Origin of the sequence: Micromonospora sp. NPDC051227 (assembly GCF_044455385.1) — a bacterium.
Taxonomy (GTDB): domain Bacteria; phylum Actinomycetota; class Actinomycetes; order Mycobacteriales; family Micromonosporaceae; genus Micromonospora.
The window spans coordinates 1-16,358 of sequence record NZ_JBITET010000004.1; the positions used below are offsets into that span (position 1 = coordinate 1).

Below are 16,358 nucleotides of genomic sequence, written 5' to 3' on the forward strand. Positions count from 1 at the left end.
AACGGGTTCAGTTGACCGGTACTAATAGGCCGAGGACTTGACTACTAAGCTGCTACGCGTCCACTGTGCAACTCTGAACAAGCGAACACCCGTGAAGGTGTGCCGGGGTTGTTTGATATGTTCATAGAGTTACGGCGGTCATGGCGGAGGGGAAACGCCCGGTTACATTCCGAACCCGGAAGCTAAGCCCTCCAGCGCCGATGGTACTGCACTCGTGAGGGTGTGGGAGAGTAGGACGCCGCCGGACAATCTTCCAGAAAAGGCCACCCCTAATGGGGTGGCCTTTTCTGCGTTTCCCTTTCCTGCATTCCCTTCCTACGTTTCCCTGCCCTGGTTGATCGGCTCGGGTTTCCTGATACCGCGGGCCACCCCGATGACCCGGTGAGGCCGGGAACGATGACCCGGTGAGACCGGGAACAGGGGGCCGAGCTGCCCCGAAGCCGCCAAGGTCACGATCGAACCAGGATGTAGTGGCCTCAGGGCGTGCGGACACCACTACAACCAGGATGTTGCGCGATCTTGCAGCCGGCCCAAGCGGCGGTCAGCGAGCTTGCGGTCAGCAGGTCAGCAGGTCAGCAGTCTGGGGGTCTGGGGTCTGCCCCCGCGCACTGCCCCCGGGCCCCCGCTCACCCCGCGATCTTGCAGTTTCTGCGGCGACAAACTGGCCCAGAAGCTCGCGTTTCGGCGACCGAAAGTGCAAGATCGCGGCGGTTCAGGCCTGGGCCTGGCGCTGCGGGCTAGGCTCGGCCTGTGGATGAGGCCCTGATATTTGTGGTGTTCGCGGGCTGCGTGGCGGCGGTCCTGGGCATCTTCTGGTGGCTCGCGGCCCGGGTCCGTCGTCGTGGCATCGGTGGCGAGGTCATGGGTCCGTTTGAGGAGATGTGGCATCCCGCGGCGCACCGGTTCCGGGCCGAGATTCGGGTGCAGGAGACTCGCACGGTGCCGATGCCACCGCAGGGCGGCAAGCGCAATGGGTACGGCGGCAACGCCGCTGAGCTGACCCCGGAGCTGAGCTGACCCCAGAGCTGAGCTGACCCGGTGCAGGGCCGCTTCAGAGCACGGTCGACCCGGCGCGGCTGCGGCCTCAGGACGTCTTCGGCCCGCAGACGTAGCGGGGCTCCGCGTCGTAGCGCCAGGTGAACTTCTCCCGCTTGACCACCACGCCGCCTTTCTTGATGATCCGGAAGGCGTCCTGGGTGAAGCCGTTGATGCCGTTGGTCTCGATGCACGAGGGACCGGGAGCCAAGTGGATCTGCTTCGGCGTTGTGATGTTGCGCCGCGGCCCGTACTCGGTTTTCACGCTGTCGTAGATCTTCGTGCTCCAGATCGACACGGTGATCGTGCTGGACGTGTACGAGGTGTCGATCAGCACGCCGTACTCGGTGTTGTTGCGGAACTTGAAGTCCAGATTCGGCCAGAAGATGGTCGACTCGATGACCGCCGGGTACCTGTTGAACCAGTACGAGTGCGGCTTGTGCTCGACGTCCTCCAGGCCGGCGTAGTAGGTCGCGTTGAACAGCGTGGTGGTGAACTGCGAGGTGCCGCCGCCGACGCCCGGCACCAGCTTGCCGTCGAGGATGACAGGTGCGTCCCGGTAGCCCTGGGCGTAGCCGCGCTCACCGGTGTGCCCGTTGAGCGAGAATGTCTTCCCAGGTAGCACGACAGTGCCGTCCACCTTCCTCGCGATGGTCGCGATGTTCTGGCTGCGCGACGAGGCCATGCCCCCGGTGAAGCGGGTGGTGAAGGTCGACACCCGTTCCTTGATGCCCAGGCCGGCGAGCTTTTCCCCGGTCAGCTCCGGCGGCGTCGGCTTCAACTCGCCGGTCACCTCGCGGCCGTCCGCCTTCGGCAGCACGGCCAGCAGGTCTCGACTGAGGGCTGCCGTGTCCAGCTGCTGCCCGGATCGCCCCTCCTTGGTGGTGGGCCGGCCACCGGAGATCGTCATCGTGGCGTCCTTCGGCGGCACCTCGATGGCGGCCAGCTTGTCGCCGAGCGTGGCCCGCAGCCGCTTGACGTCCACCGAGGGGGTGAGCTTGCCAGTCTTGTCGGCGCCGAACCGGAGGCTCTTCGCGATCGCGGCGGGCGGGATCGTCACCTGACCCTTGTTGGTGCGCAGGGTGACCGGTGCGGCGACCGCCGGCTTCGCCAGCTCGCTGACCATCCGGTCCAACTCCTCCGGAGTGGTCGCCGGGTGGGTCTCCACCAGGGGCACGGTGACCGGGGCGCCGGCCAACCAGCCGGTGCGGACCACCTCGGCGGAACGCTCCGGGTTCAGAGCCAGCCCGGGCTTGGGCTGTACGACTTTCGGCGTGGTGCCCTGATAGGTGATCGCCGGCATCGTCATGCCCTGGGCCTGGTTGCCGAGCAGCTTACGGAGCGCGTCGTCCAACCGACCCACGTCGACGGTCACCACCGGCTCGACGGTGCGGGAGCCGACCAACCGGCTGACCGGGTGGGCGTCGGCCTCGGCGGCTGCCGCGACTGTCGCCGGCACGTCGACGGTCAGCCCCACGTCGGCGGGGTTGATCTCGGCGGTGCGCCCGTCGACGGTGACCTTCAGCGGCGCGGCGAGCGTTGCCGCCCGCCGGTCCAGCTCCGCCCGCAACTCCCGGTCGGCGTCCGCGCGGCTCCGGCCGCCCAGTTCGGTGCCGAGCACGCTGGTGCCACGGGGAACGTCACCGGCGTACGCCCAGGCGCCGGCACCCGCCACGGCGGCGAGGACGCCACCGGTGATGCCGGCGGCGAGCAGTATGCGTACCCGACGCGGCCGGCGCTGGCCGCCGTCCGGCTCGCCGGGAGCGGCTGTGGTGACCGGTTCAGCTCCGTCGTCCGGCCAGGTGACCGCGGTGACCTGCACGGTGGGCCGGTCGTCGGCGGGTGGACTGTTTTCGCCGTACAGCGTCACTGCAACCTCGATCGCCAGGTGCCGCGGGAGGTCCTCCCTCCCGGAGGCACCTACGGTAACGAATGCTCGGCCGTCCTCGTCGGCTGCGCCCACCAGGCGCTGCTCCCGCGTGTCGTTCGGCGTGTCGCACCGGTCCGGGGGCGGTGCCGACGGCCGACCACCGACGTGGCACGGTGACCGGGTGGGCACTGCGGAGCGGGTGTTGGCGTACGGGGGCGGATCGCTGGACCGGGCGGGACCGTTGCGCACCGATCCGGCACGGTTGGGCGCGCTGCTCACCGAGTCGACCACCGTGCTGCTGCCGATGTGGCGGGACCGTTGTCTCGTCGACGGGCACGGGCCGGTTCGGCTCAGCGCGGAGCGCGCGGCGCTGGTCCGGTCCGCCGCCGGCGAGACCGTCTTCCTGGGGCTCGACGGGGAGGCCGCCGTGTTCGCCGCGGACCTCTCCGCACTCCCCGAGCGGTCCGCCGTCGAGATGGCCGGTGCGGTGCGGTCCGTCGACGTGCGGGCACTGGTCGGGCGGCTCGAACCCGGCGACGCGGCCGTCCAGGCGTACGCCAGGGGTTTGTTGCACTGGCACCGGCAGCAGCGATTCTGCGGGACGTGCGGCGCGCCGGCCGTCGCCGACGGCGGCGGGCACCTGCGGACCTGCACCGGCACGGAGTGCGGACGTCTGCTGTTTCCCCGGATCGAGCCGGCCATCATCGTGTTGGTCGAGGCACCCGGTCGGTCGGGGTGCTGTCTGCTGGCCCGGCATGCGGGCGCGGCCGAGGACGCGTACTCGACGCTGGCCGGCTTCGTCGAGATCGGCGAGAGCCTGGAGGACGCGGTCCGTCGGGAGATGGGCGAGGAGGCGGGCGTGACCGTCACCGACGTGACCTACCAGGGGTCACAGGCGTGGCCGTTCCCCGCCGGCCTGATGGTGGGCTTCCGGGCCACCGCCACCACCGACGAGGTACGCGTGGACGGCGAGGAGTTGCTGGAGGCGCGCTGGTTCACCCGGGCGGAGCTGCGGGACCGGGTGGCCTCGGGTCGTTCGCTCGGTCGGGTGGACTCGATCGACCACCGACTGCTGACGGACTGGCTCGCGGAGGGCTAGTCGGGCTGGGCCGCCGGAACCGGAGCGGGCCGACGGGCCGTCACCGCCATCAGCGCGGTGGTGACGATGGCCGTGCCCAGGGCCAGGAGGAGAAGGTCGGGGACGGTGTGGGGCCGGAGGGTCGCGGTGACGGCCACCAGGCCGGCCACGCCCACCCACAGCGGTGCCGCCGCCCAGCGCGCGCCGGCCGCGAGACGGTCGTTGAGCAGCACGAACGTCACCGCGTAGAGCGCACCGACCGCCGCGAAGAGGGGCGCATACCGGCCCAGGTGGTCGTAGTCGGGCCCACCGGCGAGGCGGAATGCGAGCCCTCCGGCGAGCGTCGAGGCGAGGACCAGTGCCACGCCACACCCGCCTGTCACCGCGAGCGCAACCGTTCGGCTGCGCCGGTCACCCCGGGCCAGCCGCGGTAGAGCGAGGACGGCGGCGACCTGCGGTGCCCAGAGCGCGCCCTTGCTCAGGACGGTGCCGACCGAGTACGCCCCGGAATCCGACGGGGACAGCAACTGCCGGGCCAGCAGCAGGTCGGCGTAGGAGACGACGAGCATCGCCAGGGTCGCACCGCAGCCGGCAACGACCTGAGCGACGGTCAGCCGTGGCGCGGTGGACGACCGTCGAGGCTCACGGGCGAGTCGGGCCAGCACCACAGGGGTGAGGGCAGCGGTCAACGCGCCGACCGCCAGCGCGCCGGTCGGTCCCGCGCCGAGCAGCAACCCGGCGATCACGCCGCCGTAGCGGCCGGCGGCGAGCAGGGCCATCCCGACGGCGAGTCGTACGAAGCGCTGGCCACCCTGCAACTCTCCGAGGGACCGGGAGGAGAGCACGATCGCCGCGGTGGTGACCGCCAGCAGCGCGGGCATCTCGACCGGGAGATCCAGGGCGGTGACCAGCAGTGGTGTCGCCGCGACGAGGGTTCCCGCGCACACTGCGGCGGTGACCGCGGTGAGCCGCCGAGTGTCGGAGGCGCCGTGACGGGCGCGGTGTACGGCGACGGCCAGTTGCAGGCCGAGCCCTGGTACACCGACGATGGCCACCAGACCGAGGGCGGCGGCGAGCGCGCTGAGGTCGGCCGGGTCGAGCCGCCGGGCGGCCAGGACCGGCACCAGGTACGCCAGGCCGTTGACCAGGACCCCTGCCAGTGTGACGCTGACCCCAGCAGCGCCGAGGCCCGTACTCCATCCGCGTGTCAGCTCCGTCTGGGCCGTCGTCTCCCGACGGACGGGTCGTCGGAGACTCATGTGATCTCGGAGAAGGTCGGAAGTTGCCCGTCGGCTGGCCCGGCCGACTGGCCGGGCCTCGCCGGCTCGGCCGCGTCGTGCTCGGCCGGGTCCGGCTCGCTGGCGTCCTGCTCGGCCGCAACGGGCTCGGCCGCAACGCGCTCAGCCGCAACCGGCTCGGTACCGTCCGGCTTGGCCGGGTACGGCGTCGGTCCCTGCGCGACCAGCGCAGCCGCCGCAACGGCTGAGGTCCCGGCGGTGGGCGTGGGCCGGCGTACCGGGCGTCGTCGGGCGGCGGTGGAGAGCCAGAGGGCGCCCAGGGCAACGACGATCGTGAGTTGCACGAGCGCGTCGGTGTTCCGTCGCGTCGAGTCGAGGTACAACCAACCGGCGAGCAGGACGAGCGCGCCCGGGAGCCAGGTCTCGGCGGCCCGGCTGATCGTCCTGGCCCGACGTGGGTCGGCCGGCCAGGGCAGGCGGCGTGGGCCGGGTACCGCCAGCATGAATCCCGCCGCGACCAGCAGGCCGCCGATGAGGCCGCTCCACAGCACCAGCGCGGCAGCCCCGACGGCCAGCAGCGGCAGCGAGCGGGTGACCCGGCGTCGGCCGCGTGGTGGGGCGGTCGCCGAGGTTCGCCCGGTGGGCTGTCGGGCGGGCACCACCGCGAGCAGGACCACCACCGCGAGCAGGATGCCGCCGAGGAGAAGCCCCGCCCGGTACGGCGTGTCCGGGGCGAAACGCAACAGCACCTCTCCGGCGGCGCCGGCGGGAAGGATCCAGCCCTGCTGCCACCCGTCCACCACCAGTGGCTTCAGCGTCCGCCCGCCAAGGGTGGCCTGCCAGCCGGTGTTGGTGTTCTCCCGCACGGCGAGCACCCGGTCGACGGGGTGACTGGCCACCCGTACCCGTCGCTCGGTGGCTGCCCAGGACTCGATCTCGGTGGCGCTGGCGGTCGCCGAGGCCGGGGTGGCCGTCCTTGGTACCAGGGCAACCCTGGTGGGCGAGGCGAGCTGACTCGGGGCGGCGATGACGCGGTGCTCCCCGCGGCCCAGGTCAAGCTGCCGGGGCGTGTTCCGGCCGCACGGCGTCACCGGCATCTCGCGCATCTCCAGCAGGTCGCGGAGCGTGCCGCGCAGCGTGGTGGTCACCCGCGCCGCGCCGATCTGGAGCGTCGGCCCCGATCCGCAGGCCAGCGACAGGGGTGTGTCGAGGCGCGGTCCGACGGTGGGTGCTCCGGGTAGCACTGTCACCTCGCCGACGGCGATGGGCAACCGCTCCGGCAACCGCAACTTGTACGGGTCGGTGCTGGTGGCGGACGGCTTGTCGAGGAACTGGATGGTGATCTCGTCGGTCCGCATCGGCGGGTCCAGGCGGAGCAGCCCGTCGTCGCCGAGCAGGCTGCTGCGGAAGCCGTCGTCGCCAACGACCCGGACACTGCCGAGGCGGGTGGCAGCGGTCTTGTCGTCGACCGAGAAGCGGAGCCCGGTGATGGTCTGCGGCTTGAGCCACTTGAGTCGCAGGATCGGTGCCTCGTCGTCGATCGCCGGTGACCAGCTGGTGGCCGGGTTCCCGTCGAGCGCCGCGCCGGCCCGGCCGGTCGGGTCGGGCACGGCCGTCGAGGAGGCGCTGATCTGCGCCGCGAGGCGCAGCGGCTGCGCGTCGGTCACCAGCTTGTCGAGGGCGTTGTCCAGGTCGGGGCCGGCCGTCGGCCGCGCCCACAACTTGGCGTCGTACGCGCCGGCGGTCGGCAGGGTCAGGGTCCGGTCGATGGTGGACCCGTCCTCGGAACCACGGATGGCGTCGGTGGAGCAGCGCGGGTGCCCGTCGACGGAGAAGCAGGCCGGCGTGGTGGGTGCCGCGGACACGACGACGGTCGCCGGCCGGTCGGTGTCCGGTGCGGTGGGCAGGACCAGCGTGCGGCTGGTCTGGATGCCGGGAATCTTGATCTCGGCGATGCCGACCGAGCCGTTTCCGAACGGGCGCAGGTCGTACGCGCTGTCGACCGAGACCCGGACCTCGCGGGTGGCGTGGACGCCGGGCAGTTCGAACACCATGTGGTCGCTGAACTGCTCGATGGTGCTGCTCTCGTACCCGGCGCTGACGGTCACCGTCGTGGGCAGGGCATCGGCCTTCAGGTCGAACCACACCTCGACCCGGGTGACCGTCGTCGGATTGGCGAGGCCCACCTCGATCCACTGCTGGTCGCTGGGCGAGTACGGCGCGGACTGCCAGGAGGTCGCCGGGTTGCCGTCCATCGCCGCGTACGGCTGGTGCTCGGGGCGGGCACCGCCGGGGGAGTCCACCTGCGAACGGGCGGTGGAGGTGCGGATCGCGTTGATGCCCTCGAAACGGGCGACGGTGGAGTGCTCCGCACCCCACTCGGGCAGGTAGTCGTGGGCGGGCGCGGTGACCTCGAAGGTGTCGTCGGCGGTCAACGTCTGCGAGGTGTTGTCACGCAGTCCGCCGAACGACACGTCCCGCCTGCGCAGCCCATCGGTGATCGCCACCGGTCCGGCGACGTCGGCGGTCGACGCGTCGCCGGCCAGGACGGTGGGCGCCGAGCCGAGTTGCCCTGCCGCGGCGAGGTCGAGCAGTGATTCGGGGCCACCGACCACCGTGGTCACAGCGGCTCTGTCGTAGGCGACCACCGGCTCGACGGGCCGGTCGACCCGGTAGACCTCCAGCGCCCGGACGGGCACGTCGAGCCCGTGGTCGCGGAACTCGTCGGGGGACGAGGGCCCGCCGCGCAGGGGGCCGAAGGACGTGACGCGGGTCAACCCGGGCGAGCGCTCCAGCGCCTGCCGGACCACCGCGGGGCGGGCCGTGTCGGAGCGGCCGTGGTCGAGGTCGGCGCGGAACAGGACGTGGCTGATTCCGGATCGGGCCAGCAGGTCCGCCAGGCCGGTCGACCCGGCGCCGGTGGCGAGCGTCGACTCGATCGCGTCCAGCAGGCGGATCGTGGTCGGTGGGGTGAAGGGGATGGCGTTGCGTACCGCCCACCGGCTGTTGAGCAGCGGCTGAGTGATCTCGTCGGTGGTGTTGCCCCAGTCGTATGACGGGAAACGCGCCCCGGGTACGACGAGCACCCGTCCGCGCCCCGTGTTCGCGTCGAGCCAGTCGGTGGCGTCGTGCCAGTAGCCGGGCACCTCCTTGACGCTGCCCGGGGTGGCGAGACCGGCCGCGAGTGCGGGCGTGGCGACCGCCGTGACGGCGACGATCGCGGCGCCAGCGGTCAGCCAGGCGCGTGCGACGGTTCGCGGACGATGCCGCGCGGGCGCGGTGCGCGCCGCCCGGACGACCAGCCCGATCAGGTGCGCCATGCCCAGGCACAGGGGTAGGCGGAGCAGGACGTCGAACTTGTGCACGTTGCGCAGGGGTGCGCCGACGCCGTCGAGGAACTCCCGCTGCGGCCCGGCGAGGATGTTCGGCAGGTCACCGACGTGCCCGAGACCGACCAGCGCGACGCCGAGCACCAGGCCGGTGATGAGGAACCGGCGGTGCGGCATCCCCCGTCGGGACAGCCCGAGCACACCGAGTGCGGCGACCGCCAGGGTGGCGGCGACCAGCACCGCCTCGTTGGCGAGTCGCGCACCGGACGGGATGGTCGCTCCGAACGGGGAGGCCAGGTAGGCGACCCAGTAGGAGGCACCGCGTAGGGTGGTAACCCCGTCGGTGACGCTCGTGGTGTTTCGGGCGGTCTCGATGTAGTCCAGGAAGGGCGGGCTGTACCGCCCGAGGACCAGCAGCGGAACCAACCACCACGCGGTGGCCAGGGCCACCGCGCCACACCAGGCGGCGATGGCGGTGACCCGGCGGCGTACGGGCTGAATGGTGGCGAGCCAGAGCAGGGCCAGTGGCACCACCGCGAGCACGGCAGTGGCGTTGACCCCACCGGCGCAGGCGACGGCGAGGGCTGACGCGGCGACGGCGCGTCGCAGGCGCGTGCCGGCGGCGAGACCGACCAGTGGAATGAGCACCCAGGGGGCGACGGCGCTGGGCCAGGCTTCCACCGAGGACCAGCCGAGCTGGGTGAGGATGCGCGGTGACAGCGCGAAGGCGACGCCGGCGATCATGCGCCCGGCGGGCGTTCCGATGTTGAGTCGGCCCGCCAGGCGCACGGCCCCCAGGTAGGCGACACAGAAGAGCAGTGCCCACCACAGCCGCTGCACCACCCACGGCGCGAGACCGGACTCCGACCCGAGCAGGAAGAACGGGCCCATCGGCCAGAGATAGCCGTACGCCTGGTTCTGTAGTTGGCCGAACGTGCCGGTGGGGTCCCACAGGTGCAGCGAGCGGAGCAGCCACCCGGTCGGGTTGACGTTCAGGTCGACCTTGGTGTCGGGGACGACCTGGCCCGGGGCCTGCTGAAAGGCGAGGGCGGTGAGAGCGATGCAGATGACCAGGTGCCGGAACCGTCGGGCCGTGTGCCGGCTCCGGCTGGACCCCGGAGCGGCGCCACTGGCCACCTCTGCACGCATTTCGGCTCCTGTCTTCACCGGCCGGACGCGCACCTGCAGCCGACGACTGTCGCGCGACGTTATCCGGACCGGGCACGGACGGGCGACCAGGGGCGCTGCGGTGGCGTTATCGGGAGAACGGCCGTCCCCACGGCGTGTAAGCGTGTGGCAGGCTGCCGACCATGTCAATGCCAGAAGCTGAGGCCGAGACGCATCCGGAACGCGTCGCGTCCGACGGCGACGGGCCCGGGCCGATCGGCCGATGGCTCCGCGCCGACCCCGTCCGCGCCGTGGCGATCGCCCTCATCGCGGTGTCCGTCGCCTGGCGCGCCGGTCTCGCCACCCGTGGCTGGTTCTCGCAGGACGAGTTCGTCATCGCCGCCCAGGTGCTCGACACCGGGCTGGACGCGGACTATCTCCTGCGTACGTTCAACAACCACCTCATGCCCGGCGGCCTGTTGGTGGCGTGGGCCATGGTGCGGGCGGCGGGCTTCGCCACCTGGCCGTGGGTGTTGCTGCTGGCGGTTGGTCAGGCGGCGACCGGGATCGCCCTCTACCGGCTGTTGCGCGATCTGCTCCGGCCCGGTTGGGGCCTGCTCATCCCGTTGTGCCTGTTCGTGTTCAGCCCGCTGACGCTTGAGGTCTCCTCGCTGTGGTTGGTCGGGCTGCTCGTGCTGCCGATGCAGTTGGCCCTGGTCATGGCGGTGGCAGCCCAGGTCCGGTACGTGCGGACCGGTCGCCTGCGGCACCTCGTGGCGGTCGCGCTCTGGCTGGTGTTCGGCCTGCTCTTCGACACCAAGTCCCTGCTGATCGTGCCGCTGTTGTTCCTGCTGACCGTCTTTCTGTTCACGTCCGGTGGCGTGTTGCGCAGTGTCACGACGGCGGTCCGCCAGCACTGGCCGGCCTGGCTGATGCTCAGCGCGCTGTCGGGGGGATACCTGGCGTTCTACCTGACGCGGCCATCCGGTGAACTGCGGGACCCGACCTCGGTCGGTCCGGTCCTCAACTTCCTCGGTGACCTGGTCGGCGAGACCGTGGTGCCGGGTCTGCTCGGAGGTCCGTGGCGGTGGAGCTACGCCGGTGACGGTCCCCCGCTCGTCGACCCGTACGACATCGCCAAGTGGTTGTCGTGGGCGGTGCTGGCGACGCTCGTCGTGGTCACCGTCCGGCGGCGTCCGTCGGCCGGCCGGGCCTGGCTGCTGCTCACCTCCTACCTCGGCCTGGTCGCCGCGCTCTTCGCCATCACCCGGCTGGGCGGGCCGCTCGGCCCACTGGTCGGCGTCGTCCCCCGGTACGTGGCCGACGTGGTGCTGGTCGCCGCGATCTGTGTCGGTGCGGCCCTGCTGGGGATCAAGGACACCGACGAGGACGAGGTGTCGGCGTGGCCGGTGCCGACGGTCCTGCGGGAGCCGGGCGCGTTCGCTGTCGGCCTGGTCTCGGTGATCGTCGTCCTGGCGACCATCGGCGTGGGCACCCTGTGGAGCACGGCCCGTTTCGGGGACAACTGGAGTACGAAGTACGGGCGGGACTATCTCGCGACGACGCAGGCCGAGCTCGCCGCCGCGCCGCCGGGCACCGTCTTCTTCGACACCGCCGTCCCGGACCGGGTGATCGCCGGCTACTTCTGGCCGGACAATCTCCAGTCGCACTTCTTCCGCCCGGCCGAGCGTCGACCCACCTTCGTGACGGAGGCCGCGCGACCGTCGACGTTCGATGACCTCGGCCGGATCCGTCCGGTAGTGGTCCAGGGTCGGAAGATCGTGCCCGGTCCGGTGGACGGTTGCGGGCACCTGGCCCAGGGCGGCCGACCCACTCGGATCCCGCTGGACGGGTACCTGGTGGAGTGGCCGTACGTGGTGCACTTCGGCTATCTCAGCTCGGGTGACTCGACGGCGCTGTTCCGGCTCGGGGACGCCACGCGCGAGATCACCCTGCGGCGCGGGCTGAACGACCTGTTCTTCCTGCTGGAGGGTGCGGGGGACGCCGTCGAGGTCACCGTCCAGACGCCAGGGGTCGGGGTGTGCACCGAGCTGATCACCGTCGGCCGGGCGGTGCCGGCGTCGTGAATGGTTGAGCCGACCGACGGCGTCGAGGCCGCACCGGTTCGGCGGGCGCGGGACACGCTGTCGCTGTACGCCGTCGCGGCGGCGGTCACGGTGGTGGTGCTGGCCCCGCTGGCGGCGCCCGGCTACGCGTTGCTGTACGACATGGTGTTCGTACCCCGGCAGCCGTTGACCTGGGATCTCGTCGCCCCGGCGCAGAGTCTGCCCCGGGCGGTGCCGATGGACGCGTTGGTCTCGCTGATCACCCAGCTCGTGCCGGGCTGGTTGGTGCAGCGGCTGGCGCTCGCCGGGGCGGTCTTCCTCGCCGCGGTCGGCGCCGGCCGGTTGGTGCCGACCGAACGGCGCGCGGTCCGGCTGTTCGCCGCGTTGGCGTACGCGTGGTCGCCGTACCTCGCCGAGCGGTTGCTGATCGGGCAGTGGGGGGTGCTGCTCGCGTACGCCGCGCTGCCCTGGCTGGTGCGGGCGGCGCTGGACCTGCGGGCCGGGCGCGACGGCGCGCTCGCCCGGGTGGTGCTCGCCGCCGCTCCCGCCGCCATCACGCCGACCGGCGGCCTGATCGCGCTGGGCACGGTGCTGGTGCTGACGTCCGACCGGATGCGCGCGCCCCGGTCGCTGCTGGTGTCGCAGCGGATGCATCCGCACCGCTCCCGGCAGGCGTTGGCCGCGGTCGGAGTGCTCAACGCCCCCTGGGTGGTCGCGGCCCTGGTCACCGGTGCCGGGGGTTCCTCGGACCCGGCGGGGGTGGCGGCGTTCGCGGCGCGTTCGGAGAACTGGGCCGGCCCGCTGGTGGCGCTGGCCGGCACCGGTGGCATCTGGAGCGCACAGGCCACCCCCGCCAGTCGCGCGGCGCCCCTGGTGCCGGTGGCGACTCTCGTGCTGCTGATCCTGGCCGGTGTCGGTGCGGGCCTGCTGCGGCGCCGGCTACCCGCGGGTGGGGCGCCGCGCCTGGCGGTGCTCGTCGGGACCGGTTGTCTGCTCGCCGCCTTCGGGCTGCTCCCCGGCGGGGATGCCGCGCTGCGCTGGGCGGTGGTGCACCTGCCGGGCGCGGGGTTGCTGCGAGATGGGCAGAAGTTCCTGGCGCCGTACGCCCTGCTGCTGGTGGTGTGCGCGGCGTTGGGGGCCGAACGGCTGGTGGCCCGGGTCGACCGGGAGGTGGCCGGGGTGGTCCTGGTCGGGCTGCTGTTCCTGCCGGTGGCGGTCCTGCCGGACCTCGCGTTCGGCGGTGCCGGTCGGCTTCGTCCGGTGAGCTATCCGGCGGAGTGGCAGCGGGTGACCGAGCAGATCGAGGAGGAACCGGGGGAGATCCTCGCGTTGCCGCTGAGCGCCTATCGGGCGTACCCGTGGAACCCTGGTCGGGTCGTCCTGGACCCGGCGCCCCGCTACCTGCCGGGGACGGTCCTGACCGACGACACGCTCCGGGTCGGCGACGTCGCCGTGGCCGGCGAGAACCCGCGCGTGCGCGAGATGCGCCAGGCGCTGGCCGAGGGGCGGCCGGTCTGGACCACTGGGGTGCGCTGGGTCCTGGTGCAGCACGAGGTCTCCGGCGAGGTGGATTCTCAGGTGCTCGGCGGCCTGGAGCGCGTCCACGACGGACCGTTCCTGACGCTGTACCGCAACCCGGCGACCGTGCGGGAATCGGGCGGGTCCGGGCCGGCCCGACTGGCGGTGGTGGCGGCCCTCAGCGTTGCCCTTCTGGTGGTCATCGCTGCCGCCGTTTCGGCACTACACCGGCGAGCTACCGCGTGGTAACGTCCGCTCGCACGTCTCGCCATTGGAGGATTGGCATGCGTAGAGCTTTGACCCTGGTCGTGTCTGGCCTGGTGGCGGCGTTGCTGGGGATCCTGGCTCTCGGCGGGATCTCGGCCGCCGCGACCGCCACCGACGAGGAGGCCGCGAAGGAGGCCAAGCTCGTCTCGGAGGCGGCCAAGCGCGCCGGTAAGAAGGACCCGTACGCCCCCGCGGTTTACGGCGACAGGTAGGACGGCTCGCCCCGCTGCTGCACCGGGCGGGGCGACTCCACACCCTTGAGGATCGCCTCGAAGCGCCCACCCGCGGCCTGCCAGGTGAAGCTGGCGGCGTGCTCCCGGGCCTGGGCGCCCATCTCCCGCCGCAGCTCATCCTGGTGCAGGAGCGTGCGCACCTTCATCAGGTAGTCGTCGATGTCGTCGGCCAGCAGGCCGGTACGCCCGTCGACGACCGCTTCGGCGACTCCGCCCGCTCCCCGGAACGCCACCGTCGGGGTGCCCGCCGAACCCGCCTCCACGATCGTGAGCCCCCAGCCCTCCTTGAGGGACGGGGTCAGGGCCACCCAGGCCGAGGCGAGCAGGGCGGCCTTCTCCTCCTCGGTCACGAAGCCCCGGAAGTCCACCCGCTCGGTGATGTCCAGCTCCGCGGCGAGTTCACGCAGGTGCGACTCCCACCAGCCCTGGCCGGCGACGACCAGACGTAGTTGGGGCAGCTCGTCGGCGAGGGCCGCCACGGCCCGCAGCGCCACCTCCACCCGCTTGTGTGGCACCAGTCGGTTCAGCGTCACGAGCAGCGGGAACGTCGCCCGTTCGGCGTCGGTGTGGGGCATCGCCGGGGTGCCGTTGTGCACCACGGAGACCTGCTCCGGCGGCACGCCGAGCACTGCCAACTCTCGGCGGGTCGCCTCAGAGACGGTGACGTACCGGCACCGCCGGTAGAGGCGTACGGCGAGCGACGATTCGATCCACCAGCCGAACCGGGCCGCCCACTGTGGAAGCACCACGGGCCACTGCTCGCGGTGCACGTGGTGGATCAGCTTGACCACCGGGCGTCGTGCCCACAGCGGGGCGAGGAACGGCAACCCGTTGCAGACGTCGACCAGGACGTCGGGCCGGCCGCCGCGGCGGGCCGCCAGCGGGCCGATGCCCAGCGCGCCCGCGACGTAACAGAGTGCCGCCCAGAGGTAGACGCTGTGTCGGCCGCCGCGCCGCACCAGCCGTACGCCCGCCTCGTTGACCTCGTCGGCGGGAGCCTGGCTGTGGGCGGCGCAGAAGAGAGTGGCGCGGAATCCGCGCGCCACCAGTTCGGCGGCGATCCGTTCGACGTACACCTCGGAACCGCCACCCTCGGGGTTGCGGGTGTCTCGCCAGTTGAGGAACAACACGTGTCCGGGCATGCCGAAGCGACGCTCCACGCGAACCCTACTCTCAAGTAATTTAGCGACCCGCGTCACATTAGGGGCTGGTGTGCCGGCCGGCAATGCCCCGATGGGCCAGCGCTGGGCGCTACCCGCCGACCGTGGGCACCGGCGTGCCAGCCGCGACGGTCGGCGGTGTGGTGGCCGGTGCGGCCACGTCGGTGGCGGGGGTCCCGGGCGTCTGCCCACGCCCGGTGGATCGGCGCCGACCCTGCGACCCGAGCAGTTGCAGGGGCCGCTCGACGCCGTAGTAGCTGACCGCGGCGTAGACCAGACCGAAGGCCGTGGTGAGGGCGAAGGTGTTGAGCAGCCCACCGGTGAACAGCGGGCGGTCGTCGACCAGGTAGATGAGTTCGATGACCATGGGGTGCCACAGGAACAGCCCGTACGAGACCGCGCCGAGCCACCGGGCGGACGAGCTGCCGAAGATCTCCTTGGCCCGGCTCGGCCCGCCGAAGGCCACCGGGATCAGGATCAGCGCCGCGATCACGAGGTAGAGGGCCAGCTTGACGCCGAACTCGGCGGCCGTCGGCTCGGTGAGGTCGCGGGGGCCGGCGACGGGCGTCGTCGCGATCGCCATCAGGCCGACGGCGGCGGCCCAGCAGGTGACCGGTGCCGAGGCCAGGTCGTCCAGGATCCGGAAGGCCACGGGCGCGGTCCCGGTGCGCAGGGCGACGTGCGCCGCCGCCAGTGCCATGCCGGCGCCGAACCAGGCGGCGTACGAGGGGAACCACATGGTGTGCAGGGCGGTGTCGAGCCAGCCGAGCCCCATCAGGGTGAGCCATCCCGCGGTCAGCAGCGCACTTCCGCTGACGATCACGATGGTCCGCACGGGACGCCAGGACCGGCCGACGGCGAGCACGGCGACCAGCGGCAGGAGCAGGTAGAACACGACCTCGGTGGCGAGACTCCAGGTCTGGCTGAGCCCGGCGCGCAACTGCCCGGCCTGGTAGATCTGGGTGAAGGTGAGGTGGCGGATCCAGTCGCCGACGGACGCCTGCCCGTTCTGCGGCAGGACGATCAGGCAGACCACGACCGCCAACCAGTAGGCGGGCAGGATGCGCAGGGCTCGCCGCCACAGGTAGCGCTTGGCGCGGGGTCTGGCCAGGCCCATCGCGGCGTTGAGCGCCCACGGCCGAAACAGCAGAAACCCGGACAGTACGAAGAAGATGGCGACGCCGACGTCCAGTCGAGCCAGCCAGCCGCCCCAGGTGGTGTTCATGGTGACGGCGGTCTGGAACCCGATGTGGTGACCGACGACCGCCACCGCGCCGATTGCTCGCAGCGCGTCGAGGGCGGGAAGTCGGCCGGTTACCGAAGGCTCCGAAACTGTTGGCGCGGCGGCTGTGGACATCTGGACATCCAGGGGGTCGCTTTGAAGGTGACCGGGGAGTAACCTCCCGCCATGTTAAGGATCGGGTGCCCCGGACAACAGGTCGTAGGGCGGCAGGTTA

10 protein-coding genes and 1 rRNA gene are annotated in these 16,358 nt (G+C 71.9%); 6 read left to right on the forward strand and 5 right to left on the reverse strand.

Annotation, left to right across the window (positions count from 1 at the left end):
• Positions 1-130 precede the first annotated feature (130 nt).
• Together rrf and ACIA47_RS11435 are read left to right on the forward strand one after the other, a co-directional pair.
• Positions 131-247: ribosomal RNA gene (rrf, locus tag ACIA47_RS11430) — 5S ribosomal RNA — on the forward strand.
• Between the two features lie 503 nt (positions 248-750).
• On the forward strand, positions 751-1,017 hold the full coding sequence (locus ACIA47_RS11435; protein WP_396707374.1) for a hypothetical protein: 267 nt from the start codon (positions 751-753) through the stop codon (positions 1,015-1,017).
• A 67-nt stretch (positions 1,018-1,084) separates the two neighbouring features.
• On the opposite strand, the gene ACIA47_RS11440 is transcribed toward ACIA47_RS11435, so the two are convergent.
• On the reverse strand, positions 1,085-2,905 hold the full coding sequence (locus ACIA47_RS11440; protein WP_396707376.1) for a VanW family protein: 1,821 nt from the start codon (positions 2,903-2,905) through the stop codon (positions 1,085-1,087).
• 181 nt (positions 2,906-3,086) lie between these two features.
• Here ACIA47_RS11440 and nudC point away from each other — a divergent pair, with 181 nt between their 5' ends.
• Entirely contained in the window at positions 3,087-4,004 is a 918-nt protein-coding gene (gene nudC / locus ACIA47_RS11445) for an NAD(+) diphosphatase (RefSeq protein ID WP_396707378.1), read from the forward strand.
• On the opposite strand, the gene ACIA47_RS11450 is transcribed toward nudC, so the two are convergent.
• Both ACIA47_RS11450 and ACIA47_RS11455 read right to left on the reverse strand, forming a co-directional pair.
• A complete protein-coding gene (locus ACIA47_RS11450) occupies positions 4,001-5,242 on the reverse strand; it encodes a polysaccharide biosynthesis protein (protein ID WP_396707380.1) in 1,242 nt (413 codons plus the stop codon). The genes nudC and ACIA47_RS11450 overlap by 4 nt on opposite strands.
• The gene (locus ACIA47_RS11455; protein WP_396707382.1) at positions 5,239-9,699 is read right to left on the reverse strand and encodes an alpha-(1->3)-arabinofuranosyltransferase; all 4,461 of its coding nucleotides are present in this window, start codon (positions 9,697-9,699) and stop codon (positions 5,239-5,241) included. The genes ACIA47_RS11450 and ACIA47_RS11455 overlap by 4 nt, the downstream gene beginning before the upstream one ends.
• 167 nt (positions 9,700-9,866) lie before the next feature.
• On the opposite strand from ACIA47_RS11455, the gene ACIA47_RS11460 reads away from it, so the two are divergent.
• Genes ACIA47_RS11460 through ACIA47_RS11470 form a run of 3 tightly spaced genes read left to right on the forward strand, consistent with a single transcriptional unit; the run spans position 9,867 to position 13,720 of the window.
• Positions 9,867-11,744 (forward strand): hypothetical protein, encoded by a 1,878-nt coding sequence (locus ACIA47_RS11460; RefSeq protein WP_396708206.1) that lies wholly within the window; start codon positions 9,867-9,869, stop codon positions 11,742-11,744.
• Positions 11,745-13,490, forward strand: a complete 1,746-nt coding sequence (locus ACIA47_RS11465; protein WP_396707384.1) for a hypothetical protein — start codon at positions 11,745-11,747, stop codon at positions 13,488-13,490. It begins immediately after the preceding gene.
• 35 nt (positions 13,491-13,525) lie between these two features.
• Positions 13,526-13,720, forward strand: coding sequence for a hypothetical protein (locus tag ACIA47_RS11470; RefSeq protein ID WP_196920206.1), 195 nt, complete (start codon positions 13,526-13,528; stop codon positions 13,718-13,720).
• Here ACIA47_RS11470 and ACIA47_RS11475 read toward each other — a convergent pair.
• Positions 13,705-14,883, reverse strand: a complete 1,179-nt coding sequence (locus tag ACIA47_RS11475) for a glycosyltransferase family 4 protein (RefSeq protein WP_396708208.1) — start codon at positions 14,881-14,883, stop codon at positions 13,705-13,707. The two genes, ACIA47_RS11470 and ACIA47_RS11475, sit on opposite strands and share 16 nt — an antisense overlap.
• A gap of 109 nt (positions 14,884-14,992) precedes the next feature.
• On the reverse strand, positions 14,993-16,258 hold the full coding sequence (locus tag ACIA47_RS11480) for an acyltransferase family protein (protein WP_396707386.1): 1,266 nt from the start codon (positions 16,256-16,258) through the stop codon (positions 14,993-14,995).
• Between the last annotated feature and the right edge of the window lie 100 nt (positions 16,259-16,358).

Coding starts and splice junctions, on each gene's coding strand:
- ACIA47_RS11455 (WP_396707382.1), bottom strand. CDS start 9,699: ATGCGTGCAGAGGTGGCCAGTGGCGCCGCTCCGGGGTCCAGCCGGAGC.
- ACIA47_RS11470 (WP_196920206.1), top strand. CDS start 13,526: ATGCGTAGAGCTTTGACCCTGGTCGTGTCTGGCCTGGTGGCGGCGTTG.
- ACIA47_RS11480 (WP_396707386.1), bottom strand. CDS start 16,258: ATGTCCACAGCCGCCGCGCCAACAGTTTCGGAGCCTTCGGTAACCGGC.
- ACIA47_RS11465 (WP_396707384.1), top strand. CDS start 11,745: ATGGTTGAGCCGACCGACGGCGTCGAGGCCGCACCGGTTCGGCGGGCG.
- ACIA47_RS11475 (WP_396708208.1), bottom strand. CDS start 14,883: ATGCCCGGACACGTGTTGTTCCTCAACTGGCGAGACACCCGCAACCCC.
- ACIA47_RS11450 (WP_396707380.1), bottom strand. CDS start 5,242: ATGAGTCTCCGACGACCCGTCCGTCGGGAGACGACGGCCCAGACGGAG.
- ACIA47_RS11460 (WP_396708206.1), top strand. CDS start 9,867: ATGCCAGAAGCTGAGGCCGAGACGCATCCGGAACGCGTCGCGTCCGAC.